The sequence below is a fragment of the Pirellulales bacterium genome (assembly GCA_035533075.1).
Classification (GTDB): Bacteria; Planctomycetota; Planctomycetia; order Pirellulales; family JAICIG01; genus DASSFG01.
Genome location: DATLUO010000148.1, coordinates 1 through 24,293, shown reverse-complemented (window position 1 = coordinate 24,293; position 24,293 = coordinate 1). Strand labels below are relative to the sequence as shown.

Genomic DNA, 24,293 nt, shown 5'->3' with positions numbered 1-24,293 from the left:
TGAACTGTGGCTTGTAATCAACCAGAGTTTCACGGAGGACCGCTGCTTTCACCAATACGAGTTTTGTTGAAGTCGCGGCCGATTCCGTCCTATCCGCAGGCGTTTTTGTCGCGTTTTCGCGGGACTGGGCGGATCGCACCCATGTCAAGATGCCGCGGTGAGCACGGCCTGCTGCAAGTGGAACAGCGTCAACGAAGCGTACGAATCGTGTCGTTGCCGGCTTGCTGCGCGTGTTCGGCGCGCGCGACCTCCGCGTCGCGTTTGCGCTCGGGTGCCGCCTTGAAAAGGCTTCCGATGGGCGTCATGCGAGCAACATTGAGTACCGGCGTGGCAGCCATCACCACCACGTCGTGCGCCCCATGCACGACATTGACCACCGCGTTCTTTGTGCCGTGAGCGGCCTCGGCAGCGTAATGACAGACCCCCGATTCCTCCAGCACGGTCGTGGTGCAAGCGGCCACGGCCTTGGCGCTGCGAATCGCTTTCGTCGTGATCGGGGTGCCGTTGCGATAGATCACTTTCGGCCTGCGGCCCTTGAAACAAAGAATGATCGCCTGATGACCGTAGTCGTATTGAATCTCGTGCGCGGTGTAGGTGACGCGCGGCGCACCGGGCAGCATGTTCAAGTCGATATAGCACCGCTGGCCGGTTTTCGGATGGTCGACGACCGCGATCGTCGGGCCGCCCGGCAGCATCTGAGCTTGAAACGAGCGGTCGCCGGAGTAATAAAACTTGTGGACCAGGATCGTACGCGGAATATCGACGGCTAATTGTCCGTTGCGGCCACGAACCAGCTCGACGGCCGGATTGCCGCGCGGGTCGGCGTTCGGATCGAGCACCTCGATTTCGAGGGCCGGCGGCACGTTGGCGGCGTGGCGTTCGACGGCCACCGCTGGGAAAGCGGTAACGAGGAAAGGGACGCATACCACGCAGAGCATCCGCCGCGCGATGCCGGCCGCTGCGCCGGCGGAATGACGCCCTTTCAGGGCTAATACACTTCTCTCATCCGAAAACCCGGAGTTCCGCTGCGCTCCACCCTGGGCTTTCGAATTACGCACCTTCGGTGCTAGGACTTCGCTCGTAGCCATCTTTCCAATAAGCAGGACGATCTTGAGGTTTTCCATTGGCTCAAATACCGCTACGGCCCCGCCTGCCGCCCCGGCGCCTCGCGATAGTAAAACTCGATGCCGACGCGGTCGATCAAGGAAAGGAATTGTTGCACGTCTCCGTCCCAGCCTTTGGCAATCCATAACCGTGGCTCGCCGCGCTGCACCCAGAACGGCTCGGGCGCGAGCATCGCGATGACCGGTTTGCCGAGCGGCGATCCCGGTCCGCCGCCCTCGGCGGCATAGCATTGCACCCGGACATAAAACAGATTGCGATTCAAATCGGCGGTATAGTTCGTAGCGGGCTGAGCCGTGGTGACATTCGGAACCACATCCAGCGGCTGCAACTGGCGCGGGTTCTGGTCAGCCCGCAGATTCAATCGCCAATGTCCGTCCGGGTGAATCTGCAATGCCATTTCCGAGATGGAGCAGTGGTCGAGGCGGAGCTTTGCCACGTTGAACTGGTAGAGCCGAAAGGCGGTATGAACGCCCGTCGCACTGTCTGCCGGCGGCGTGACGTTCAAAGCGGGCGTGCTCATGGCAACCAGGTGGGGCGAAAACGTGGCGAGCTGATAATCGCGGGCTGGAATGCCGCAACGGACCCGGGGCCGCGTGAAATGGTAGCTGGGCGCGGCGGCGGACAAGAGGACGACGGCGGCGAAGAGCCAGACCGCCGCTCGGCGATGCCGCATGCCACGAATTGATCGTGCCAGTCGATCCATGGTTCACCGCTTTTCCGTTGCCCGATTGGTTGACTTTTTTCGCGTTGTCCAATTGAGCAAGCCGCGTTTCTTCTTCGCGTTGTGCTCCGCCGTTTCGACGGCCGGGGATCGTTTACGACTGCTAGGACCGGTGGACCATGCCTTGTGCGGTGTTAGTTCGTCGCGTGCGATGCGCGGCGGCGACTTGCGCGCGGGAGCTCGTCGGCTGGAACCGTCAGCGGCGTGTTCGTCCTCCAAGAACTCGGTAAGCGTAGCCTCGGAGCCTTTCGCGCTCTGCCGCGAGGCTCGGCCGCCGGCGGATCGTTTGGCCGTCGGCGCTTTTCGGACAACCGCCGTCTTGCCGGAATGCCGGCGCTGCGATTGCGGTTCGCCCTCAGGCGTGTTAATCCGCTCCGGTGCGGAGGAGTTTCGGTCTCCGTCGCCATCGCCGCGGTGTGGGAGAACGGTGCCACTTGGCGACAGGATCGACGGGCCTTGAACGGGGGGCGTCCCACGCCGGCGATACGGGGTGTCGTCCAAATCGTCGCCTGGAACGAACCGGCTTTCCGGCGTACTCCGGGGATCGTATCCTTCTTCCAAGTGACTGTCGCGGAAGTTGAGGCCGGGGCCGTGATAGCCGTTGGGATGTACGGATTCAATCGTTTCCTGCGAGCGATAAAGATCGGTGCGCCGCTCGGCTTCGGGAATCCGCAGGAACGTATCAACCTGGCCGCTGGAGAAGTCGTAGACGCGGTTCATAATGGCCCGGCGGCGGTTGCGGACGACGAATTCGTCGTTCTCCAGCCGCAACGGGTCGAGATCGGCAACCGCCGGCGCCCAACGCAGTCCCATCAGGTCGAACAGGGTGGGAAAAATCGTGGCTTGCCCGAGGATGATATTCTCTTGCAGCGAAGATTCGGCGCTCGGCAGCGGACGGAACAGCACGCCGGCGATGGGAATGTCTTGCAACAGCGGCACACCTTGCGAGGTGCGGCTGGCCTTGAGTGCCACCTGGTATCGGCTCACCTCGCGCAGCTCGTAGTTGCTCAACTGCACATCGGTGTCGATGAAGTGCCGCTTGACGCGGCCGAGGTGCTTCTCGTCTGCTCGCACCGGCTCGCGCACGTTGGTCGTATACATGTATTGGAGATGGAAGACGACGGCCTGGCCGTCGGGCTGGATCACCGGCCGGATCTCGTAGCCGGTGCCGGTCTCGAACTTGTAGACGGCCGGATCGGGAATCAGCGATTCCAGGGCGGAGCCGAGCTTTTGGTTCCCCGGCCCTTGCTGAGCCATGACTTGTTCGGCCGTGTCGGTCGAGAGGCCGGGCAACACGTCGCGGACGGTGGCCAACCCGCCCGTCGCGCCGCCCGCGGGCGTGCTGGTCGGCTGGCCGCTATTCAACTTGGCCAACGAGACAAACGCCGGATCGTTGACCAGCGCTCCAAAATCGCTGACCGCGGCCTTGGCGCCGTTCATCGCCTCGGCGATCACAATGTCGCGCTTCGGCAGGTCGAATTCCATCGTGGCAGCCGGCGAGACCTTGGCAAAGCTGCGGTTGTTCGCCAGGATGCTGGTCGTCTCAATTTGCCCCATGGTCACGTCCCACATGCGGCTGGCGCGGCGCACCTGTCGGAAGGCGGGATAGTAGAATTGCGTGTTGAAGTCGTCGTTGAGCGACGTCACCAGCCGCTTGATATAGGCGTCGATATTGGCCGTATGGGCGCGCGTCCCTTCGAGCAGTTCGACGAACTTGTCTTCCATTTCATCGATGAGCATGTCTAGGAATTTTCTATGGTCTAGCGGTCGCCGCGCCGCTAGCGCTTGTTCCTGCTTCGATTGCCGTTCAAGATCGGCAACAAGTAGGGTCGCGAAGCCTTTGTCGGCGGCGGCCAATAGCGTGCGCGCCTGCTCGAACCCCGCTCCGTCCATGCAACCGGCCGATTCGCCACGCACCTTTTTCCATGACTCATAGAGAGCGGCAATCGAGCCTTCATTCTGAAGCAGAACGGCATCTGACAATTTGCGGGCCACTTCATCCAGCCGATCCAACTGCAGTGACAACCGCTTACTGAATTCAGAACCCGCATGGCGATAGGTATGCCAAATCTCCTCAATAGCAGAAAGATTGTCGAGGATCTCCGTGGATTTCATTTGCTTGACGCGGCCAAAACATTGATCTGCCTGTTCCAGGGTGCCGGGCGCGCAACAACACTGAGCGGACGGAAGGAACCGTCGCAGGCATTCTACTTTCTGAATATTGGCAGCAAGTGATCGCTGATATTTTTCTGACAACCCTTGAGATATTGTCAACGTGCCATCACGGGTTACCGTAATTGACCACTGGTTATTCGTTGGATCTGGAAATAAACGAAGTTGTTGTCTGTTCCCTGGAAGTTTGCGAATCGCTTTCAGTGAGTCGTTAATGAGATCCCTTGAGCCGTTATCAGTCAGTGACTGTGCAGCGAGTTCGAGTTGGCGTTCCTGGAGTCGCAATAATCGTCGAGGAATGCTGTTGTTAGGATCGTCCCGATTGGAGCATGCCGCTAGAATAAGCTCCGCCGCGTCCTCGGTGGCGGCCGCCTCCATTTGACGAGCAGCCTCTGGGCTAATGGCACCGGTTACTTTTTGAAGTTGGTCTTTTGCGAATCGCGTGACATTCTCTGTCATCCCGGTCGCAGGCAGCGGTGTTTGCAGTGCCTGTGCGACGGCTTCGTCAACGGAAGCTAATTCCGTGGCGAGCTGAGAAATGGCTTCCAGCGCCTTTGTTCGTTGCGTCTGAGCGGTGGTGGTCGCTCTCCCCAGTGCTGTCTGTGCCGCGTCGTCTTTCAACTTCGCTTTTTTCAACTGCTCCACATAGTTACCCAGGCGTTCCTCAATGACCGCACGCTCCATGACTCGTTGGTTGATTTCGAGCTCGACAACAAGCCGGCTCTTGAGGATCTGGGCGAGCTTGAGGAACTCGCGTTGAACCGGCGTCATCGTGTCGTCGACGTCGATCTCGGAGTCGAACATCCCGCGGAGCGACTCGAAGCGGGCGTTGCCGGCCAGCAACTGAAAGGCATGCCGATGTGGGCAAATCATCTTGTGCGGACAGTCGCACGACAGGCCAGCTTCGAGGTAGCGCTCCTCCGCCATCGGCAAGGCCGCCGCCGTCATTTGCTCGAACTCCGTCAGGATCGCGAGCCGCGTGCTGTTCTTGGCCAGGGCCATCAGAAACAGCGCCGATTGCAGGCTCGTGGTATCCATCGAATGCAGCGAAAGGAGCTTGTTGCCCGTGTGCAGGAACTCGGAATCGAGGGCGATCAACTCTTGAATGAAATCGGCCCCGAAGAAGGAATAGAGATACTTCTGGTCGCGGTCCTGCTGGGTCAGGCCGACCAGGTCGTTGCACTCCGCCGCCTTGATGGCCGCCACCTTTACCGCTGCCTTGCGGAGCATTTCGGCCGATTGCAGCGTGAGGAACCGCGCATGGTCGATGTAGGTCTGGATGCGCTCCTCGACGCGCTCCATGCGGTCGCCGTGCTCGCCGTTGACCTGCACTGTATGCACCGCGACGTTGACCTGGCCCACCGGCGCGTCGATCTCGTGGATCATTTTGCGGATCTCGTTGATCCCCTTGATCGGGCCGCGGAGCTGGATCACGCCTTCGCCGATGACCGAGAGCGACACGCGCCGCACGTAATCTTTCGACTGAGGTTTGCCGGGCGCGTAGGTGTCGGGGTCTTCGTTCGCCGCGGCGACCTCACGGCGGAACTGCTCTTCGCGGGCACGGTCTTCGACTGCGTTGGCGGCCTGGGCCTCTTCGTTGGCCTGCGCCTCGACGGCCCGCAGGCGTTGCACTTGATCAAAACCGCTTTGGGCGCGGATGCGGGCCGTGTCGGCGACGGAGTTCAGTTGATTGACGGTGCTTTGCAGTTGTGCAACCTGAGGGTTCGGCGGTGTGCCGTTTACCGGATGCGCTGCCTGGCCCGTGGCCGGGGCCCCGCCAGCGGCGTTCGCGCCCGCCGGCGCGGCCGGTGCCTGGGCGCCGGCCGGGTTTTGGGCGGCGTTGAGCTGGCCCTGCGTCTGCTGCAATTGGTTTACGGTCGATCGCAAAGTCGCGTCGGCATGTTGCAATGCATGCTCGGCCTCGCGCGTTTGCCGCGCGGCTTCAACGGCGGTGCGTTCCTTCGCTTGACGGTCGTCCGTCGCCTTGTCGGCAATGTACCGCGCACGGTCGGCCAACTGACGCTCCATGTCGACCGCTGCCCGGTTGTACGACTGCGCCGTGCGGTTGATCACTTGGGCTACTCGGTGAGCGTCCCTGAAGTAGTACATCCGCGAGACGCGCGTTTCGACGTGGTCGCCGGGATTGAATCCATTCGGCTCCGGCGGAGGGTCGAGATATTCCTGGAACTCGATATAGGGCCCGGTGGGGCTGTGGATGCCCGGCGATACCGACGGAAGCTCGCCACCGACGGGCTTGAAAAGCTGCGTCGTGTAGTCGGCCTGGCCGGTGTTGCCGTAGACGTCGACGATCTTCGTGGTGTAGACGGTCAGCGTGTAAAGGTCCGGCGAGAGATTCGTGTAGGCTAATGTGACGGAGTTGTCGGGATTCAGAACGGGCGTCACGGCGTCCTTCGGGGCCGCCTTGCTGTCCTTCAAGACGTAGTTGTTTTTATCGAGCTTGGTGCCGTCCAGGGGATGATCGGGATCGAAGTGTACGGTGACGGAGTCGGACTTCGTGTAAGCGAAGTTTTGCGGCTCGGCTCTCGTGACGTGCGGGCCACTGGTGCGAATTCGCACCTGCACCTCCGGAGATGCTTTTCCGACGGCGACTTGCTTCTTGTTCGCATCCAAAAGTACGCGGACCACGCTGATGGCATAGTCGCCTTCGATGGGCACCGTGACGTCGGTCGCCCAGGCGCCGCTTTTGGCGTCCGGGCTGGCCAGAGTATCCGCCTGGTCGACGCCATTGAAGAGCACGGCAATGGCGGATGCGCCTCCGGTCACGCCGGCGGCTTTGTCGTCGGTTCCGGCTGCGTGAAACGTGAGATTGTTCAGCAGTAACGCACCCGAGGGATCGGTCTTTGGTGCGTTGCCGCCGAGCGTGATCTTAGGCGCCGGCGGCGCTGGCAGGTTCGTGAAAGATGAAATATCGGCCTTGCTGGGGGCGGCCGGCGCCGTCGAAGTCGCCGCGGCAGGCACCTGCGCCAGCCTTACGCGCGGGCGTTCGTCCTCTTCTTCGTAGGCCACAAGCTTGACCTCGGCGCGGTTGCTCGGTGCTAGAGGGACCGCCCTGTGGTTCTCTTGCAACAAGTCCGGCGGCTCGCTCAGGCCGGAGCGCAAGTCGCGATGGTTCTCGCGATATTGGATGGCGAGCCAAAGAAATGAGGCCGCCAACACCACACACCAGGTCGCTTGCCGCACGCTGCCAAAGACCATGTCCTGTCCCTCGGGTCGCCTTTTCGGTAGGCATCGAGTTCCCTTTTAGGCGCTGCGCTGCCCGAACATTCACGCATAGCCCTGCGCCAGTTATATTCGGCAAAATCAGCCCAGAGGGTCCAGTTTTCACCCCACTTTTTAGCCAGAGCGCTGGGGCGGCAGCCGTATGTCGCTGCCTAACTGCCTGCGCTGAAAGCACTTGCGGCGTGCCTTGCACGCGATTAGGGAACGTCAAGCCCGAACCCGAAGCGGCAGGTCGTGCCACGGCGGGTGACGGAGAGCAAGTCGTCCGCGTCCGCTATCAGGGCGGGGTGCCATCCCTCTTGCTGAACGAGGTAGATTGCCTCCCGAGCGGCCGACCGATTCTCGGAAGGAATAGAGACAGGTGGCATAGTGACCGTTTGGGGACCGAAAGAATCGCTCTCGACAAGAAGTTGCATGTTAAGCTTAAGGGGCATCGCTGGTGTCTGGATCTCGAAGCTCACGCGGTAGCGGCCGTGAGGCCCGACGCTAAACCGCATTCCTTCGTAGATCACCGCGCCGACGGTCGGCAACGGAACTCCGCATTGAGCGAATTCGGGCAACCGGAAGCGGGCAGGGTCGTCGAAGCAGAACGTCAGCCAACCAGCCTCCGCGGGCGCGTGTGCGGCGCCGGTCGGCAATGCAGTCGGGACGGTGGAGACAGCCGGCTGGTTCATTGCTGGTAAGGCCGATAACCCCGTGATGCTTTGCGGGCCGGGAACGGGGCGAACGATTGGCAGGACCGAAAACGGCAGGAAGCGGTTTTCATTGTGGCCCAACGTGCGCGGTTCGCCATTGGCGGAGCACAGCCGAGCGAATCCAAGTGTTCTGAATCCGGCGTGCATCGACATTTGATTCGCAACCTCGAAAAACTGGGGACCTGTGTAAAGGACTTCGGCGTTTCCGTGCTTCTCCTCAACGGTCGTCGTTTTTTCACGATCGGGAAAGCGCTCGACCGTCTTTGTGGTCTTTGAAACTTCGCGGTTGCGGCGCCGCGTAACTCTTGCCTCCGCAGCATGCCAGCCCGAAGAAAGCCCTTTAAGCGGCACGACCATCGCGTGCCCTTCGCATTGCGACTTCCGCACAACCGTGCCGTCGATTAAGACCTGCACGAAGTCGTTCGGCTCAAGACGTTGGATGCGCAGCGAACACCGCGGTGCGACGACCGTTGGCCCAAAGCGCCCATTTGCCAGCCCGCTTCCCGATGCGGGCAGAAAATCGATGCTTGGCTGCGCGTGCAGCGGGCGAGCTGGAAGCACGCCAGTGAAAAAGACGGCACAGCAGAAGCCGAGTCGCGCAAGATTGCGGAAACCTGGTTGATGGGAGTAGGCCGGCATCATGGCAATCGTCTCCGTCGCAAATGGGATGATCGGATGGGGGAGTTTTCTCTGGCCATCAACTTTTTGACGGCAGGTTGCTGATCTGGCTTTGAAGTTGTTTGACCAGCGGAAGAAGCTGCTGCGCGGTCGCAGTCGCTTTTTCCGGATCGGCGTGGTCCTTGGTTTCCTGCACGTTGACCGCCACCAATTCACCGGTCAACTTGCGAAGCTGCGCGTCGATCGACTTGACGGTTGACGTAGCATGCTCCACGGCTTCGCGCATGTCGGCATCAAGCGCGCCGCTGGCCATGGCCTGCCCCTCCAGGCTCCGGACGCGCGCAATAGAATTATTGTAGTCAACCAGCACTGGTCCAAGGGCCTGCTTTGTGGTCCAGCCCGACGTCAGGTATTCTTGCACCAGTTCAGCGATATACGCATGGTGGCTGAGCGCAGCGAGCAACTCGCGCTCGTTTTCTTCCTCGGCGTTTGCGCGATTGACCGCCATCGCCCATGCCTTGAGAGACCGTTCGGGATTCCAGAGAGCCAGCGCCACGAGCAACAGAATCAAGGCCGTTTCGCCCAAGACCAAAACCGCCATCAGGTCACGGACGCAGTGGATCGAAGGCGACTTCGGACCTTTCACGGTTGCAGCAGCGACCTGCGAGGAACTGCATTGCGATTGGCTGTCCGGTGATTCACTCGATGCCCCGTGAACCGAAGACGCGCCAGCGGAGGGCGCCTGGCTTGCTTTCCAGCTATTAGCCGTTTTCTCGGCGGTCGCTGTGGTGTCTTCCATAGGAGATCGTATCGCTGTTGAGGCGGAGAAGGGGTTTTTGCCAGAGCGTTCTGGCGTTGGCTACCTCAAGTTTCCTTCCACATGGTGATGTAGCCTTCAATCGCCATGTTTGTGTCCGACGTGCTCGGTTTCCAGCTTTCCAGTTCGGGCGGCAGTTTTGCGCCACCGTCTTCCTTGCGCAGGAACAAAAGCGCCTGCTGAGCGCGCGCACGGACATCGGCATTCGATGTCCGCAAGAGATCGACGAGGCTGCTCTGCAAGTCGGGCATACTCTTGCGGAATTGCAGCAGCAACGCCACGATTTCGTCGAGACGCGCGGAGGGCAAATTCGGTGAATCAAATTCCCACAACAGTGCCTGCTCCATCGGCTTGGCTGTCGTTTTGTCGGCCAGCCGCCTTGCAATCGAGCGACGTGTTCGGGCAACATCCGCCGCGCTTGTGGCAGGCTTACGAAGCCGCCAGGCGAAGTAAGTGGGTTGATGCTGATATGCCAAGTACGCCGCAGAGCCGAGGAGCGCCGTGAACGCCAACGCCCAAAGAATCACTAAGGGAAGCACTCGTGGAACAAGCTGCCGCAGCTTATCAGGGTCGACGTGTTTGCGACGCAGTTTCTCGCGATAAGCGACAGCGAGGTCGGCCACTCGATTGGACCAGGCAATGAACGGCTGCCACAGCTTGGACGCATCGGGGATCACCGGTAAGGGATCGAGCTTGCCACTCAAGATTCGCTCATAGCCTAGCCCAATCAAGACTGCGGCGAACAGCGACGTATCGGAGATGGCTTTGATCCGATCAAAATACCAGAAGAGCAAGACAGGGACGCCCACGTAGCACAGAAACACCACCCACGTTTCCGGGAATCTCCATCCGACAAAATCCGGGAAACGCGTACCGAATTGACGCACGGCCACGATTACACCCAACAACACCACAATGGCGTAGCAAAACCGGACGTCTAGGTCGGGAGAGGTCGAGAGGTCCATAGCTGTGTCCCCTGCGGCCGGTCATGGGCCACCATCACTGGGAATTGATTTCGTTACCCCAGGCCTCAGCCCCGTTTCTGTTGGGGATTGCTCAACAGATATTGGACCGCAGGAACGGCCGAGGGCATCAGATTGTAGTAGGCGTCGTCCACTTGCTGCGTGTCGAGAGCGCTTTCACTCGCGGCGATCACGTTCAAATCTCGCAATTCACTAGCCGCCGCAACAAGGGCATTTGAATCGAGGTGGGTAAGTTCTTTCAGCCTCTTTCCGCTCGTCGCTCCAAGCTGGTGGAGAATGCGCAGCACTTTGCGGGAGTTGTCGCCAACATCAGTTATCGCAGCCATGGGTTCCTCCTTAATTCCTCAACCACGTCCCCTAACCATTATATAGCATCCGCCTTCTTATAATCCCAATCCGAATGGTAATTGGCGTTTAAGCCCGAGTCCACTAATTCGTCGTCAGCTCGGCGTCGTCGCTGTAATTGGCCCCTTGCGAACGACCCGCTCATCGGTTGACTGCCCGATGCGGATTCGAGCGCTACTCGCCACGCTCGATGACGCGGAACCCGAAGTTCGGGCGGCCGCCGCACACGCGCTGCGCGACTTTAATGAGCCCAGCGGTACACATCTCCTTGCCATGCTCAATGATTTCGACTACGGCGTGCAGTAAGCGGCGGTCTTCGCGCTGGGTGCCTGGCCAAGCACTGGCGCCAAATCGCCGCGGTACCCGGCGGCGCTAACGTCGCAAACCAAAGCCACGAAAGCATTTACGGCGATCATACGGGGCGACGCCGCACCCGCCTCCGACACGGCGCCTAAACAAAAGCGACACGCGCGTGTCGCTTTTGTTATGGTCCACTCCGCCCGCGGCGTGTAGCACGCGCTGCGGGTGCTCCAGGATCCTCAATGCTGCTGACGGACGTCGAACCGGAGTCGCACCAATTTGAGCGCAACCCATTTCTTGCGCCGCGGGCCTCGTTGGACGCGACAAACGTGTCGCCTGCCGCGCAGGCCGAGGCTGGGCCGGTGAAAACTTGGCCTTTTGCATGGGTTGACGGTGTTTTGCTTAAACGGTTTCTGTTCCGGCGAAGCGTAGGGTGGGGCAAGCGAGCTTGCGAGCGCCGGCCCACCGAAAGCGACGTCCATCACTGCGAGCAAGTCGATCGGTGGTGATACCGTTTGAGACGGCGTCGAGGATAATCGCTCCGAATCTGTAGGGAACGCCCTCCGTGGCGTTCCGTGAGCCCGGTGTTGACCGTCCTTCCCGCTTCACGGAACGCCACGGAGGGCGTTCCCTACAGAGATTCTCTTTACGTCTTGCCAAACGGTATCACTACCGGCGATCGCGCCCGTTTGCCGGGGCCTCGGCATTGGTTACGATGGCAGCGGATCGCCGACGGACAGCCCAACGTCGTTCTCAGCAGAAGCAGAACATGCCAGATCAACCCGTTGCCGACAGTCCTGCTACCAAAGGCCAACCGCATACGCCGGCTGTGCCCGTCCGCACGCTGCTGGCGATCAACGGCGGGTCGTCGAGCATCAAGTTCGCGCTGTTCGAATTGGCCGAGGAACCACGCCGCTGGCTGTCGGGCAACATCGACCGCATCGGCATGGCCGACGGCAACCTCAAAGCCAGCGATCAGCGGACCAACGAAAAGACCGACGTTCCCCTGACGGCCCACGACCATGCCCATGCCGTCGAGCAACTCATCGCCTGGCTCGGCTCGCGGCTCGACATCGCTTCGCTGGCCGCCATCGGCCACCGCATCGTCCACGGCGGCCCGAACCTGGTCGAACCCTGCCGCATCGACGACGCCGTGCTCGAGGAGCTGCGGCGATTGTCGCCGTTCGACCCCGAACACCTGCCGGGCGAAATCGACCTGGTCGAGGCCTTTCGCAAGGCCACGCCGCAAGTGCCGCAGGTCGCCTGTTTTGACACCGCCTTTCATCGCCATCTTCCTGCCGAGGCCCGTCTGCTGGCCATCCCGCGCAAATACGCGGAACAAGGCATTCGCCGCTACGGCTTTCACGGGCTGTCGTACGCATTTCTTATGGAGGAACTGGGCCGGCTCGATCCGGCGGCCGCTCAGGGCCGGGTTGTGCTGGCCCATCTGGGAAACGGCGCCAGCATGGCGGCCGTGTCGGGCGGAAAGTGCGTCGACACCACGATGGCCTTCACGCCGACCGCCGGTCTGGTGATGGGCACGCGATCGGGCGACTTCGATCCCGGACTGGTGCTGTACCTCGCCCGGCAGGAAAAGCTGAGCTTCGACCAGTTCCACGAGATGGTCAACCGCCGTTCGGGCCTGTTGGGCCTCTCCGAGACCAGTTCCGATATGCGCGACCTGCTGGCACGCCGGGCCGGCGATTCACGGGCGGCCGAAGCCGTGGCCGTCTTCTGCTATCACGTCCGCAAGACGATCGGGGCCTTTGCCGCGGCCCTGGGCGGCATCGACTGCCTGGTGTTCTCCGGCGGAATCGGCGAGAACGCCCACGAGGTGCGGGCCATGATCTGCCAGGGGTTGGACTTTCTCGGCATCGCGCTCGACCGGCGCCGCAACGAGACGAGCCAGCCCGTAATCTCGGCTGACGAAAGTCGCGTGCCCGTCCGCGTGATGCACACGGATGAAGAGTTGATGATCGCGAAGCTGGTGCGGGAACGAAACGGACTGGACAGCCAACCGGCTTTTGACTAACTTTCGCCCCTCTTCTGCCCTAGTTCACGTCCAATCCGATCTCAGCCGAGATCGTGCGTCTTCCCAGGGAGTTTTTGGGAATGGCCCCCGTTGCGCCGCCACGGCCGGGTCTGACGTCGTCGCTTGCGCGCTCGTCGGACCTGGTCTTGCCAGTCGGAATCATCGCCAGCGTGCTGGTGATTATGGTGCCGATGCCGCCTGCGCTCATGGACGTGCTCCTTTCAGCCAATGTCACGGTGGCGGTGATCATGCTGCTCACCACCATCTACGTCAAAACGCCGCTGGAGTTCAGTATTTTTCCCTCGCTCCTGCTGGCCACCACGCTCGGCCGCCTGGTGCTGAACGTGGCCACCACCCGTTTGATTCTCACGCGGGCCGCCGACGAGGGTCTGCTGGCCGCGGGCGGCGTGGTCAAAAGCTTCGGCGAGTTCGTGGCCGGCGACAAGCTGGTCGTCGGCCTGATTATCTTCGCCATCATCGTGCTCATCCAGTTTGTGGTGATCACCAAGGGCGCCACGCGCATCAGCGAAGTGGCCGCGCGGTTCGCCTTGGACGGCATGCCCGGCCGGCAGATGGCCATCGACGCCGATCTCAACGCCGGCATCATCGACGAGCGCGAGGCCCAGCGCCGCCGGGCGGAAATCACGCAGCAGGCCGATTTCTTCGGGGCCATGGACGGTGCCAGCAAGTTCGTGCGCGGCGACGCCATCGCCGGCATCGTGATTACGCTGATCAACATCATCGGCGGGCTGTTCATCGGCGTCGTCGAAGACGGCATGACGGTGGCGGAGGCCGGGGCGCTGTTCACCAAGCTGACCATCGGCGACGGACTGGTGAGCCAGGTGCCCGCCTTCTTGATCTCGTTGGCCGCCGGCCTGCTGGTCACCCGCAGCACCGACGAGATCGACCTGCCGCGCGAGTTCATGGGGCAGCTTTTTGCACGGCCGCAGGCCCTGGCGGTGGCGGGCGCCTTCCTGGGCGCGCTGGTGTTCACCGAGCTGCCGACCTTCCCCCTGCTGGCCTTGGGCGGCGGCTGCATCGGACTGGCACTGTCGATTACGCGCAATCGCAAGGACGTCAAAACCGCCGCCGACGCCAAGGCCAAGGCCGCCGAGAAAAAGCCGGCGGAAGAACGCGTCGAAGACTATCTCAACATCGATCCGATGGAAATCGAAATCGGCGTGGGCCTGATCCGCTTGGCCGATCCAAAACGCGGCGGCGACCTTTTGGAGCGCGTGCAGCGCGTGCGGCAGAACGTGGCCGCCGACATCGGCATCTTGATGCCCAAAGTCCGCATCCGCGACAACATGCGGCTGGAGCAGAACACCTATCGCATCAAGGTCGGCGATTGCCCGGTGGCCGAAGCGAACGTCATGCCGGCGATGCTGTTGGCGATCGATTCGGGCGTGACGCGCGGCAAAATGCCCGGCGTGGCCACGCGCGAGCCCGCTTTCGGCACGGCCGCGGTCTGGATCGAACCGGCCCAGCGCGACCAGGCCGAAATGATGGGCTACACGGTCGTCGAGCCGCAGAGCGTGCTGGCCACGCACCTTACCGAAGTCGTTCGCCGCCATGCCGACGAAATCCTCACCCGCGACGCCACCAAGCATCTTGTCGATGAGTTGAAGAAATCGTCGCCGGCCGTGGTCGAGGAGCTGATTCCGGGCCAGATGAAACTGGCCGAGGTACAGCAGATTTTGCAGATGCTGCTGCGCGAGCAGGTTTCGGTCCGGCAGCTTAGCCCGATTTTGGAGACGCTGGGCGACTACGCCGGGCGGACGAAAGACCCGTTGCTGTTGACCGAATACGTGCGGCACCGGCTGGCGCGCACGATCTGCTCGCGCTATCGCGACGCCGAAAGCCGCCTGCATGTGGTGACGCTCGACCCGGCGCTCGAAGACCGCATTCGGGCCGGCTTCGAGCACAACGACCGCGGGCTGTTCATCCGCATGTCGCCGCAGGCGATCGACGCCACCTGCCGCGTATTGTCTAAGGAACTGGAAAAGCTGATCACGCGCGGCCATCCGCCGATCATTTTGGTCAGCCCGCAGATCCGCGCGGCGTTGCGTCAGATGACCGCCGCTCAGCTCCCGCAGGCGATCATCCTGAGTTACAACGAGATCACGCGCGACACGAAGTTGGAATCGATGGGGCTGGTGATGGACGGCAAGTGATTTTGGATTTCCGATTTTGGATTTTGGATTGCTCGGAAGTGAGCATCCAAAATCCACAATCCAAAATCCAAAATCCAAAATCGGTTGAACCCTGATGGACATCCGCACTTTCCGAGCACCGACGATGCAGCAAGCCTTGGCGCTGGTCCGCCGCGAATTGGGTCCGGCGGCGGCCGTGCTGCACACGCGCGAAATCCGCGGCGGCGTCTTGTGGAGTTGGCTGCCCGGTCTGCGGCAGATCGAGGTCACGGCCTCGAACGAGGTCAACGTGCCCAGCCGCTTGCCGCGGCGCGAAGAGCCGTCCGCCGCGCCGGCCAACCGCGAGTTCGCACCGGGCATCGAGTGGGAAGCCAAGTCGAAGTTTCGCGACGAACTGAAAGGCCGGCTGGACGAACTGCATTCACTCGTGGAAGACCTTTGCCGGCAATCGCGGCGCGGTGGGCCGTCGGATTGGTCGAACGAGTTGTTCCAGCTTTTTACCGATCTCATCGACGCGGATGTTGACGAGGAGCTGGCACGCGAGCTGGTCGAGCAGGTCCGCAGTGCGGCGCCACCGCAAGTGCGCGGCGACGCTCACATTGCCCGCAACTGGCTGGCGAGCGAAATCGAAAGCCAGATTGCCGCTCACGGGCCAATCGCCGTGACTCCCGGCCACCCGCGGCTGGTGGCCCTGGTCGGTCCCACGGGCGTCGGCAAGACGACGACCATTGCCAAGCTGGCCGCGAACTTTCGGCTGCGGGACCAACGCCGCGTGGGCCTGATTACGGTCGATACCTATCGCATTGCCGCGGTGGAACAGCTTCGCACCTACGCCGACATTATCGACCTGCCGATGCAGGTGGTGGCCACGGCCGCGGAGATGCGGCAAGCGGTCCGAGGCATGGCCGATCTCGACCTGGTGCTACTCGACACAGCCGGCCGCAGCCCGAAAGACGAGGTCAAGCTGCAAGAGCTGGCCGCGCTGATTGAAGAGGCGCAGCCTCACGAAGTCCACCTGGTGTTGTCGAGCGTCGCCAATGCCTCGGTGCTGACGCGCACCGCCGAACGCTTCGCCGCCGTCGGCACCACCGCCTTGCTGTTGACGAAGCTCGACGAAGCTACGGGGTTGGGTCAGTTGTTGCCGCTGCTGCGCGAGAGCCGCTTGCCGGTGAGCTACGTGACTCATGGTCAGAACGTGCCCGACGACATTGCGATCGCCGACGCCCGCCGGCTATCACGACAAATTGTAGGTTTGTAGGGTGGGACCAGCGAGCTTGCGAGTGCCGGCCCACTGCGGAAAAGGCGTCAGGTGTCAGATCAAATGCTCGCTCCAAACCTGAAACCTGATGCCTGATGCCTGAAACAGGGTGGGCCGGCGCTCGCAAGCTCGCTGGTCCCACCCTACCCCTCATCTCTCATCTCTCATCTCTCATTTCTCATCCCTCATCTCTTCCATGCTTGACCAGGCCGATCGTCTGCGACGCTTGATGCATGGCGCGCGAACCGCGCGGCCAGGCCGCGCGCCGAGGCCGCGGCTGCTGGTGGTTGCCGGTGGCAAAGGAGGCGTCGGCACCACGACCGTCGCGGTGAATCTGGCCGCCGCTTTTGCCCGCATCGGGCGACGCACCGTGTTGGTCGATGGGAACTTGGGTCGCTGCGACGTGGCGGCGCTTTGCGATACGCGCGAAGGATACACGATCGGCGATGTCTTGGCCGGCCGCCAGCGCGTCGCCGCGGCAATTCAGGCGGGTCCGGGCGACCTTCGAGTGTTGCCGGGGGCCTGGGCCACCGGACACTTGACCGATTGCGATGCCGCCGCCCAAGAGCGGCTGATTCTCGAACTTACCGGACTCGACGGCGTCGACCAGATCGTCATCGACGCCGGCTGTGGCGTCAACCGTGTGGTGGAGCGCTTCTGGCGGTCGAGCGATCACGCATTGCTGGTCTCCACGCCCGACAGCACCTCGGTGATGGATGCCTACGCCACCGTCAAGACCCTGGCCGCGATACATCGGACCGTGGCGGTCGAGACCGTCATCAACCGGGCGGCCAACGAGCGTCAGGCGCGCGAGACGCACGCGCGACTGGCCGAAGCCGGTCGCCGATTCCTGGGTCTCGATCTTGCGCAGGCGGCGGCGGTGGCGGAGTCTCCGCAGATTGCCGCGGCCGCGGCCCGACGATGCCCGTTTGTGCTCCTGTCGCCGGCTTGCCCCGCCAGCCAATCGCTCATCCAACTCGCAGCTAACTTGTGCAGATTCCAATCACCGGGAGAAAATCATGAATCGCAACAAACGATTCAAGCCGCAGGGGCCTGACCGCCGATAATAACGCTCGGTGTCGGCCAGCAGCCGACTGGCAAACTTGATCGGTTGTACCGCGTTTGAGGCGCGGCCGGGAGCGACGAGCGTGGCACGCGGCTACGGCGGGATTCTCGGCTTGCTGGCCTTTGTCACCGTGATCGCCCGCGGATGGGTTCACGGCGGCGGGGCCGGACCGACCTTGTTTGCGGCCTGGCTGGGCCTGTTGGCGGCGTACCCCTTGGGGTGCATCGTCGGCATCCTGGCCGATGGGATCGTGCTGGAATCGATTCGCATTAAGCTGGCGGCGGAGATCGCCGCACGGGAAGCCAAGGAACCGGCCGCCCGAAGCAAAACCAAACCCTGATCAATTCGCGGATTGGTCGGCAGTGTGCAATCACGGAGGAGTGCATGGCAATCTCGGTCGCACCGGAAGATGTCGCTCAAATCTGGGAGACGTTCAAAGCCGATCCGTCGAACCAGGAGCTTCGCAACCGGCTGGTGGAGATGTATCTGCCGCTGGTCAAATACAACGGCGAGCGAATCTGGTCGCGCTTGCCCGAAGGCGTGGAGCTTGACGATCTCGTTTCGGCCGGCGTGTTCGGTCTGATGGACGCGATCGACGCCTTCGATCTTTCGCGGGGCGTGAAGTTCGAGACCTACTGCGTGCCGCGCATCCGCGGGGCGATGCTCGACGAGCTGCGGACGATGGACTGGGTGCCGCGGCTGGTGCGCTCGAAGGCCAGCAAGCTGAACGAGGCCATCAAGACGCTGGAAACGAAGATGGGCCGCCAGCCGACCGAAACGGAGCTTGCCGCGCAGCTCGAGATCAGCGTGCCCGAACTTGAGAAGATGATTCTTGACGCCAACGCCGTGGGGCTGATCAGTCTGAACAAGAAGTGGTACGAGACCGACAGTTACAAAGACGTCCGCGAAATCGACATTTTGGAAGACAAGAAGGGCGAAGATCCGACGCGGCGCATCCAAAAGACCGACCTGATGCGGCTGGTCACCAAGGGCCTGAACCGCAACGAGCGGCTGATCATCATTCTCTACTACTACGAAGAGCTGACGATGAAGGAGATCGGCGCCACGCTCGATCTCTCGGAGAGCCGCGTGAGCCAGATGCACAGTTCGATTGTGCAGCGCTTGCAGACTCAGCTTGAACGGCGGCGGCCGGAGTTTGGCACCTGACCTGACCGGTTTTGACAAACAGAGCAGGCGGTGTCAGTACAATGGGTTGTGTCGCGACCGCCACGGCGGCATCGCCACCGCCGAGCGCGTCGGCATGGAGACGGGCCGGGCGCGATCAACGTTTTGCCCGGCCGGGGCGAAATCAGCGGTCAGGCAATTGCCGAACATCCGCTGACGATTGTTCTAAGCCTGCGGCTACTGCTACCGGACTTCGGCCAACTCGAGCGGTTGCTCTTGTGCCGCCGGTTCGCAGGTGGGCACTTCCATGCAATCCAGCGCGCTCAGCTTGCCGGGCCGCGGCCAGATCACGCCGTGGCACTCCACCACATGCCGGGCGTATTCCTCGTTGTTTTCCACCAGCAGGCGGTGGAGCTGCTGCAGGTTGTAGTGCGGGACGGCGGGATACAGGTGGTGCGTGAGGTGCGCGTCTTGCCCGTAGATGAACATGGCCCAGCGGGCAATCGGGTTGGCGAAAATCACGCGGCTGTTGGTCAATTTGCCGTCGTCGGCGTTGGCGTGCTGGTAAAGGTCTCGCAGCAACATGTAATAGGGAAAACTCGTCAAAATCGGCACGACCCAGAGCAACCAGAAATAGACGCCCCACTCCTCGCCTGTGATCAGACGCGAGGAGGCCAGCCCGCATTCCAACAGCGTGAACCAGATCAGCCGCAGCACGCTGGCCGACTTGACCGAATACACCGGCCGGAAGTCGGACTGAAAAAACCAGGCATTGGGAAGCGAGTAAACCACCGCGCTGGCCCCCGCCAGCAGCAGCACGGTGGCCGCGGCCATCTGCACGCCGCTGCCGAACCAGCTTAGGAAACCCAGCACGCCGACCATGATCGGCAGATAGGCCAACCCCAACAGGCTGGTGATGCGGAAGGGGCCAATGCGGCCGGGCAATGCCTTGGGCAGGCGTTTTTGATAGGGATTGACGCTGTTGCCGAACGTGGTGGTGTAGATATTGTCCCACACGTAACGCAACAGGCGTGGCGGCCAGAAGATGCGCGAAAAGAACTGCCGCGCGAACTCGGCCCGCGTCATGGGAAAGCGGTCCATCATCCGGGTCTTGCCCATGTTGAGCAGTTCCGGATCGCGCTCCCAATCGTTGGTGTATTCATGGTGCCCCAGGTGCATCAGGCGGTACTGGGACGTGGTTGAGAAGATGGGAAACATGCAGAACCAGTCGGAGACAAACTCGTTGACGAGCCGGTTCTTGAACAAGATCCAATGGGCCCCTTCATGCCCCAGCCCGGCGAACCGATGCTGCACCGCGCCGACGAGCAGGATGCCCAGCGTCACGACCGGAATGTCCCACAGCCACGACAGGCCCCAACCGCCCCGCAACTCGCAGAACCCGATCGTCCCGACCAGCACCGTGACGAGCGTCAAGTAATCGAACGCCAGGTAAGCGACGTTGATGTAGTTGTTGAGATAGCGCAGGGGGTGAATGAGGGCATTCAGCTCCCGGCTATTCAGGGTTTTTCCAAGTTGTTTGGCGCGCATCAAAAGTTGCTCAGTTTCGTCGGGAACCGCCCACCAGCCGCAGAGTTTCGTCAAGGCTGCGACGACCGGCACCATTAAGCGGCCGTCCACCTCACATAGGCGGCGGGTCAACAAAGCCGACCTAATCGGTAAAGGCCCTTGCTTTGTTATATACTCGCCAGTCTCAAAAAAACAACCATCTCGCCCAGATTTCGGCAACGGGCCTTGACAGCGGCAGCGCGTGAGCAATTGCGATGCCGCTCCGAGCCGGGGCAACGCCCGATCCCAGAGGTTGTTTTCGGCCTGCGAGGCGAGCGAACTTCCGCGCCGGTTCGACCGCCGTTAAAAGGCGCACAAAGGGCCTTTTGTGTTGGGTGGGACGAGCGAGCTTGCGAGCGCGGGCCCACCGTTATGACGTCGCTTATGGTGGGCCGGCGCTCGCAAGCTCGCTGGCCCCACCCTGCGCTTGCCACTGAATCAATCAATCGAACGGCTGACAGCGCACTAAAACGTGTCGAGAATGAACTGGTGGCCGTAGTGATAGCGGCGATTCTGCGGATAGTAGTTCTGCCAGTTGCGGTTGTAGACCGGAATCCGCATTTCCGGCGGGTAGCGATAGTAGAGGCTCTCGGAGCTGCGATAGTAGTCGGTGCTCCAGAAGTTTTGCGGATAATAGACATAGGGGTAGTGGTAGAACCGCTCCCAGTCTTGCGTGTTGTAGCTGCGGCCCCATTGCCGGCCGAACGCCTGTTGAGCGTGGGCTTCGGTGACCGCGGTCGCGGCCGAAACGCCCGCCGCGCAGCAGAAAACCAGCATCATGCGGCGAATCATGAAATCCCCCTGAAAATGAGGCGGCTATTGGTTGCTAAGGGCATTGATCGGCCGCCGCCGCGGCACGGCTGGAAAGAATATCCCGCACCGGCCGCAAATGCCGCAAAACAGGCGAATGCCCTATCTTGAACAGTCTCCCGCCGAGAATCGAAGTCAGGAGGGCAGCCGGCCCTCCGCCAGTTCGCGGTCCCATTCGTCCATCAGCGGCCAGTCGACGGCACACGTGCCGAAGTCGGCCATGTGCAGGTAGCCTTCCAGCCGGTCAATGGTCGCTTGAACGACCGCATTGTCTTTGCGAAAGATGGGACCGTGGCTCGGAAGCAGCCACTCGACGTCGCTCGCCAGAATCCGGCCGAGCGAGGCGATGAAGGCGCGAATGTCGCTGCCGTGATGGGCGTCGATGGCCCCGACGCAGCCGTCGCGATAGATGTTGTCGCCGCTGAACAGCAAATCACCGAGGCGAAACGAGAGTTGGCTGTCGGTATGGCCCGGCGTGTGCCAGACCTCCAGGTGCAGGCCGCCGACGTCGATGGTGTCGCCGTCGTCGACGAACGTATCGATTTTGACCGGCGGCATTTCCAGGTGGATGTCTTGCGCCGTGACTTCGGCGAAGGTCTTGATGCGGTCGCCGGACTCCAGGGGCTTGGCCGCCAGGGGATGCCCGGTGACCGTCGCCTTGAGAATCTGCTTCAGCTTGGCCAGGCCTTGGATATGGTCGACGTCGGCGTGCGTGGCCACGATCGTCTTGCAGTTGGAGAGCGGGAAGTCCAACTGTCGGATCATTTCGACGATTTCGTCGACCGTATCTTCGTAGCCGATATCGATCAGGATCCACTCGGGGCCATCGTAGACCAGGTAGACGTTGCACCCCAAGCGCTCGCCCGCTTGATAGTTGACTTCGATCACGTGCGGGAAGACGGGCTTCCGCTGAAGCATAACGGTCTCTTGAATGAACGGTCTCGGGTCGGCGACGGAGGCGTTGCAACCTAAAAAGCTACCCGCACGGGGATTTGAACCCCGGTTACTGGGCTGAGAACCCAGCGTCCTAGGCCACTAGACGATGCGGGCACATCGACCGCCTGCCCGGCTCGACCCAAGGGCAAACGTCGTCGGTTTTTCAACCGCTGGAACTCGTTTTGTTACCCGACCGGCTCTCGCCTGTCAACCGCCCGGCAACTCAAACCGCTCGTCCTCTGCGAGCCACTGCTTCAGGGCGTCGGCCTCCTGCTGGCTGAGGTGCGATTGGCCGGCCCGATGGTCGGCCTCGAAGGTGGCCCGCAACAGACGCGCCAGATGCGTGTCGTCGAGCTTGTCGTGCAGAGGCCAGAACTCGGCCAGCCGGCTGGCTGACTCGTCGAACTTGCGGTCTTTGGCCAACACGATGCTTTGCCCGGCCAGACCAAAGGCCCGCGCGGCCGCGTCGCCCGATTCGGCAAACTGGTCGAAGAGCTGCCCGGCCTCGCTCCAGCGGCCCTGATAAAGGTAGCGTCGGGCAAGCTCTTGCCTGGCCATTCGCACTTCATATTCCGCGTCTGGATAGAACCGCTCCACACTGTTCAACCCGGCTTCCGTGCCGGCCAGCTTGGCGAAGTAGAGTTGCGCCTGAGCGCTGGCTTGCCTGGTCACCTCGTGCCTGCCGGCGCCCGCCAATAGAAAAGGCGGCCGCGTCAACCAGCCGGCGACCGCCCCGCCGGCCATCGCCACCGCGGCCGCGGCAGCCAACCACCACCTCCGCCGCCGCAAGCGCACGGTTTGCAGCGCGGCCGTCCGCGTGAGCAGCGCCAACCGCTCGGTCGCGGCATGCACCTCGACGTAATCGGCACCCAGTCCGGCCAGATCGACGTCGCTCTCCGCTTCACCCGGCGGTTGCAGTCCGCGCAGATCGACCAACAACTCACGGGGCGTGGCATAGCGATCCTCCGGCAGTTTGGCGAGCATGCGGTGGACGATGCGGCAAAGCTCGGCCGGCAAATCGGGCCGCAATTGATCCAGGGGTTCCGGCGTTGACTTGAGGTGCTTGACGGCGACGCTGAGCGCCGTGTCGCCGCGAAACGGCAGCGTTCCGGCCAGCATCTGATAACACGTGACGCCCAGGGAATAGATGTCGCTGCGCGGGTCGAGCGGCCGGCCTTCGATCTGCTCGGGACTCATATACAGGGGCGTGCCCATCGTCACGCCGACCTGCGTCAGCTCGGGCGCGGCGCCGGCGGTGATGATGCGGGCCAGGCCGAAATCGGCCACCTTCACTTCGCCCGTGCGGGCCAGCAGGATGTTTTCGGGCTTGATGTCGCGATGCACGATGCCCGCCGCCGCGGCCTTGCGCAGCGCGGCCGCCACTTGCCGCACAATGGCCAGGGTCTGGCTCAAGGCGGGCGGGCCGCGCCGCGTCATCAGCTCTTGCAGGTTCTGGCCCTGCACGTATTCCTGGGCGATATAGTGGAGGCCATCCACGCTGCCAACTTCATAGACTTGCACGATGTTGGCGTGGACCAGGGCCGCCGCGGCGCGGGCCTCGTTTTGAAAGCGCCGCACATACGTCTCATCGGCCGCCAGGCGGCCTCGGAGCACTTTGACGGCCACCTGCCGGCCGAGCGACGGCTGATCGGCCAGATAGACTTCGGCCATGGCGCCGCGGCCCAGGCGCCGCAGCAGGCGGAAGCCGGCAAGCTGCTTGCCCGACAGGTCGGCATCGTCCGCCGGTTCAACCGCATTCATCGCTTCGGGCATGCTCATGTTGCGCGCAGACCTCACCGCCGTCACCTCCTGCGAGTATGGCGGGCGGCGGCAAGGTTGGCAATCAGGCCGTAATCTCGCATTCCGACGAGGACGTGCTAAGCGTGTGGCGAGAGGAAAGCCGTTTACTCCGTGCCCATGCGACACGCGTGTCGCCTCGGCGCGCGCCGCCGCAGACGAACGGGCCGCCCTCACTTGCGCCGCGCGCGGCGCATTTGCCGACCGTAGCCCTTTCGCTCCGCGAGAGGAAAGCCGTTTTACCCCGTGCCCAGGCGACACACGTGTCGCCTCGGCACGCGCTGCCGGAGACGAACGGGCCGCGGGCACTTTGGCAGCACGCTGCCAAAGTGAGCAGGATGACGGCTGACACCCCTCCAACGGATAAGTCGCAAATCCTTATTGCCAAAGCGTTTGCGCTTCCGCGACGGTAAAGCTTCGCCGAACCCGTTCCCATTTTCACACTAACCCGAAGCGCAAGCGAGGTTTTGCCGCCTTTTCACGTTCCTCGCTGGCGCTTCGGGTTGGTGTACGGGGCCCGCGTACCGAGTTCGG

General features: G+C 62.2%; 18 protein-coding genes and 1 tRNA gene. 7 read left to right on the top strand and 12 right to left on the bottom strand.

All coding sequences use genetic code 11. The annotated features are described in order from the left end of the window. Positions 1-188: 188 nt before the first annotated feature. From VNH11_18915 to VNH11_18885, 7 genes are all read right to left on the bottom strand, one after another. Positions 189-1,124, bottom strand: coding sequence for a hypothetical protein (locus VNH11_18915; GenBank protein HVA48443.1), 936 nt, complete (start codon positions 1,122-1,124; stop codon positions 189-191). Positions 1,125-1,138: 14 nt separating this feature from the next. Further along, positions 1,139-1,828 carry a hypothetical protein gene (locus VNH11_18910; GenBank protein ID HVA48442.1) on the bottom strand — a complete coding sequence of 230 codons (690 nt, stop codon included), beginning with the start codon at positions 1,826-1,828 and terminating at the stop codon, positions 1,139-1,141. 3 nt (positions 1,829-1,831) lie between these two features. Next, positions 1,832-7,234: a hypothetical protein gene (locus tag VNH11_18905; protein ID HVA48441.1), complete on the bottom strand. Its 5,403-nt coding sequence runs from the start codon at positions 7,232-7,234 to the stop codon at positions 1,832-1,834. Between the two features lie 221 nt (positions 7,235-7,455). After that, a complete protein-coding gene (locus VNH11_18900) occupies positions 7,456-8,595 on the bottom strand; it encodes a hypothetical protein (GenBank protein ID HVA48440.1) in 1,140 nt (379 codons plus the stop codon). Between the two features lie 55 nt (positions 8,596-8,650). Continuing rightward, entirely contained in the window at positions 8,651-9,370 is a 720-nt protein-coding gene (locus tag VNH11_18895; protein HVA48439.1) for a hypothetical protein, read from the bottom strand. Between the two features lie 65 nt (positions 9,371-9,435). Further along, positions 9,436-10,353 (bottom strand): hypothetical protein, encoded by a 918-nt coding sequence (locus VNH11_18890; protein ID HVA48438.1) that lies wholly within the window; start codon positions 10,351-10,353, stop codon positions 9,436-9,438. A 65-nt stretch (positions 10,354-10,418) separates the two neighbouring features. Then, positions 10,419-10,697: a hypothetical protein gene (locus tag VNH11_18885; protein HVA48437.1), complete on the bottom strand. Its 279-nt coding sequence runs from the start codon at positions 10,695-10,697 to the stop codon at positions 10,419-10,421. 178 nt (positions 10,698-10,875) lie between these two features. On the opposite strand from VNH11_18885, the gene VNH11_18880 reads away from it, so the two are divergent. The 7 genes from VNH11_18880 (at position 10,876) to VNH11_18850 (ending at position 18,692) form a co-directional block, all read left to right on the top strand. Next, a complete protein-coding gene (locus tag VNH11_18880; protein HVA48436.1) occupies positions 10,876-11,022 on the top strand; it encodes a hypothetical protein in 147 nt (48 codons plus the stop codon). A 763-nt stretch (positions 11,023-11,785) separates the two neighbouring features. Next, positions 11,786-13,048: an acetate/propionate family kinase gene (locus VNH11_18875; GenBank protein HVA48435.1), complete on the top strand. Its 1,263-nt coding sequence runs from the start codon at positions 11,786-11,788 to the stop codon at positions 13,046-13,048. Between the two features lie 80 nt (positions 13,049-13,128). After that, positions 13,129-15,222: a flagellar biosynthesis protein FlhA gene (gene flhA / locus VNH11_18870; protein ID HVA48434.1), complete on the top strand. Its 2,094-nt coding sequence runs from the start codon at positions 13,129-13,131 to the stop codon at positions 15,220-15,222. Between the two features lie 94 nt (positions 15,223-15,316). Next, the gene (flhF, locus tag VNH11_18865) at positions 15,317-16,459 is read left to right on the top strand and encodes a flagellar biosynthesis protein FlhF (GenBank protein ID HVA48433.1); all 1,143 of its coding nucleotides are present in this window, start codon (positions 15,317-15,319) and stop codon (positions 16,457-16,459) included. 196 nt (positions 16,460-16,655) lie between these two features. Continuing rightward, the gene (locus tag VNH11_18860; protein HVA48432.1) at positions 16,656-17,516 is read left to right on the top strand and encodes a P-loop NTPase; all 861 of its coding nucleotides are present in this window, start codon (positions 16,656-16,658) and stop codon (positions 17,514-17,516) included. A 91-nt stretch (positions 17,517-17,607) separates the two neighbouring features. Further along, positions 17,608-17,865, top strand: a complete 258-nt coding sequence (locus VNH11_18855; GenBank protein ID HVA48431.1) for a hypothetical protein — start codon at positions 17,608-17,610, stop codon at positions 17,863-17,865. A 44-nt stretch (positions 17,866-17,909) separates the two neighbouring features. After that, positions 17,910-18,692 carry a FliA/WhiG family RNA polymerase sigma factor gene (locus VNH11_18850; GenBank protein HVA48430.1) on the top strand — a complete coding sequence of 261 codons (783 nt, stop codon included), beginning with the start codon at positions 17,910-17,912 and terminating at the stop codon, positions 18,690-18,692. 201 nt (positions 18,693-18,893) lie between these two features. Here VNH11_18850 and VNH11_18845 read toward each other — a convergent pair whose 3' ends face one another. From VNH11_18845 to VNH11_18825, 5 genes are all read right to left on the bottom strand, one after another. Next, the gene (locus tag VNH11_18845) at positions 18,894-20,198 is read right to left on the bottom strand and encodes a fatty acid desaturase (GenBank protein ID HVA48429.1); all 1,305 of its coding nucleotides are present in this window, start codon (positions 20,196-20,198) and stop codon (positions 18,894-18,896) included. Between the two features lie 483 nt (positions 20,199-20,681). Beyond that, positions 20,682-21,008 carry a calmodulin-binding protein gene (locus tag VNH11_18840; GenBank protein ID HVA48428.1) on the bottom strand — a complete coding sequence of 109 codons (327 nt, stop codon included), beginning with the start codon at positions 21,006-21,008 and terminating at the stop codon, positions 20,682-20,684. A gap of 153 nt (positions 21,009-21,161) precedes the next feature. Next, positions 21,162-21,944: an MBL fold metallo-hydrolase gene (locus VNH11_18835; GenBank protein ID HVA48427.1), complete on the bottom strand. Its 783-nt coding sequence runs from the start codon at positions 21,942-21,944 to the stop codon at positions 21,162-21,164. A gap of 59 nt (positions 21,945-22,003) precedes the next feature. Next, positions 22,004-22,076 (bottom strand) — tRNA-Glu (locus VNH11_18830). 93 nt (positions 22,077-22,169) lie between these two features. Next, positions 22,170-23,759 (bottom strand): serine/threonine-protein kinase, encoded by a 1,590-nt coding sequence (locus VNH11_18825; GenBank protein HVA48426.1) that lies wholly within the window; start codon positions 23,757-23,759, stop codon positions 22,170-22,172. Between the last annotated feature and the right edge of the window lie 534 nt (positions 23,760-24,293).

Coding starts and splice junctions, on each gene's coding strand:
- VNH11_18915 (HVA48443.1), bottom strand. CDS start 1,124: ATGGAAAACCTCAAGATCGTCCTGCTTATTGGAAAGATGGCTACGAGC.
- VNH11_18895 (HVA48439.1), bottom strand. CDS start 9,370: ATGGAAGACACCACAGCGACCGCCGAGAAAACGGCTAATAGCTGGAAA.
- VNH11_18905 (HVA48441.1), bottom strand. CDS start 7,234: ATGGTCTTTGGCAGCGTGCGGCAAGCGACCTGGTGTGTGGTGTTGGCG.
- VNH11_18850 (HVA48430.1), top strand. CDS start 17,910: ATGGCAATCTCGGTCGCACCGGAAGATGTCGCTCAAATCTGGGAGACG.
- flhF (HVA48433.1), top strand. CDS start 15,317: ATGGACATCCGCACTTTCCGAGCACCGACGATGCAGCAAGCCTTGGCG.
- VNH11_18875 (HVA48435.1), top strand. CDS start 11,786: ATGCCAGATCAACCCGTTGCCGACAGTCCTGCTACCAAAGGCCAACCG.
- VNH11_18845 (HVA48429.1), bottom strand. CDS start 20,198: ATGCGCGCCAAACAACTTGGAAAAACCCTGAATAGCCGGGAGCTGAAT.
- VNH11_18890 (HVA48438.1), bottom strand. CDS start 10,353: ATGGACCTCTCGACCTCTCCCGACCTAGACGTCCGGTTTTGCTACGCC.
- VNH11_18840 (HVA48428.1), bottom strand. CDS start 21,008: ATGATTCGCCGCATGATGCTGGTTTTCTGCTGCGCGGCGGGCGTTTCG.
- VNH11_18885 (HVA48437.1), bottom strand. CDS start 10,697: ATGGCTGCGATAACTGATGTTGGCGACAACTCCCGCAAAGTGCTGCGC.
- VNH11_18835 (HVA48427.1), bottom strand. CDS start 21,944: ATGCTTCAGCGGAAGCCCGTCTTCCCGCACGTGATCGAAGTCAACTAT.
- VNH11_18900 (HVA48440.1), bottom strand. CDS start 8,595: ATGATGCCGGCCTACTCCCATCAACCAGGTTTCCGCAATCTTGCGCGA.
- VNH11_18910 (HVA48442.1), bottom strand. CDS start 1,828: ATGGATCGACTGGCACGATCAATTCGTGGCATGCGGCATCGCCGAGCG.
- VNH11_18860 (HVA48432.1), top strand. CDS start 16,656: ATGCTTGACCAGGCCGATCGTCTGCGACGCTTGATGCATGGCGCGCGA.
- flhA (HVA48434.1), top strand. CDS start 13,129: ATGGCCCCCGTTGCGCCGCCACGGCCGGGTCTGACGTCGTCGCTTGCG.
- VNH11_18880 (HVA48436.1), top strand. CDS start 10,876: ATGCGGATTCGAGCGCTACTCGCCACGCTCGATGACGCGGAACCCGAA.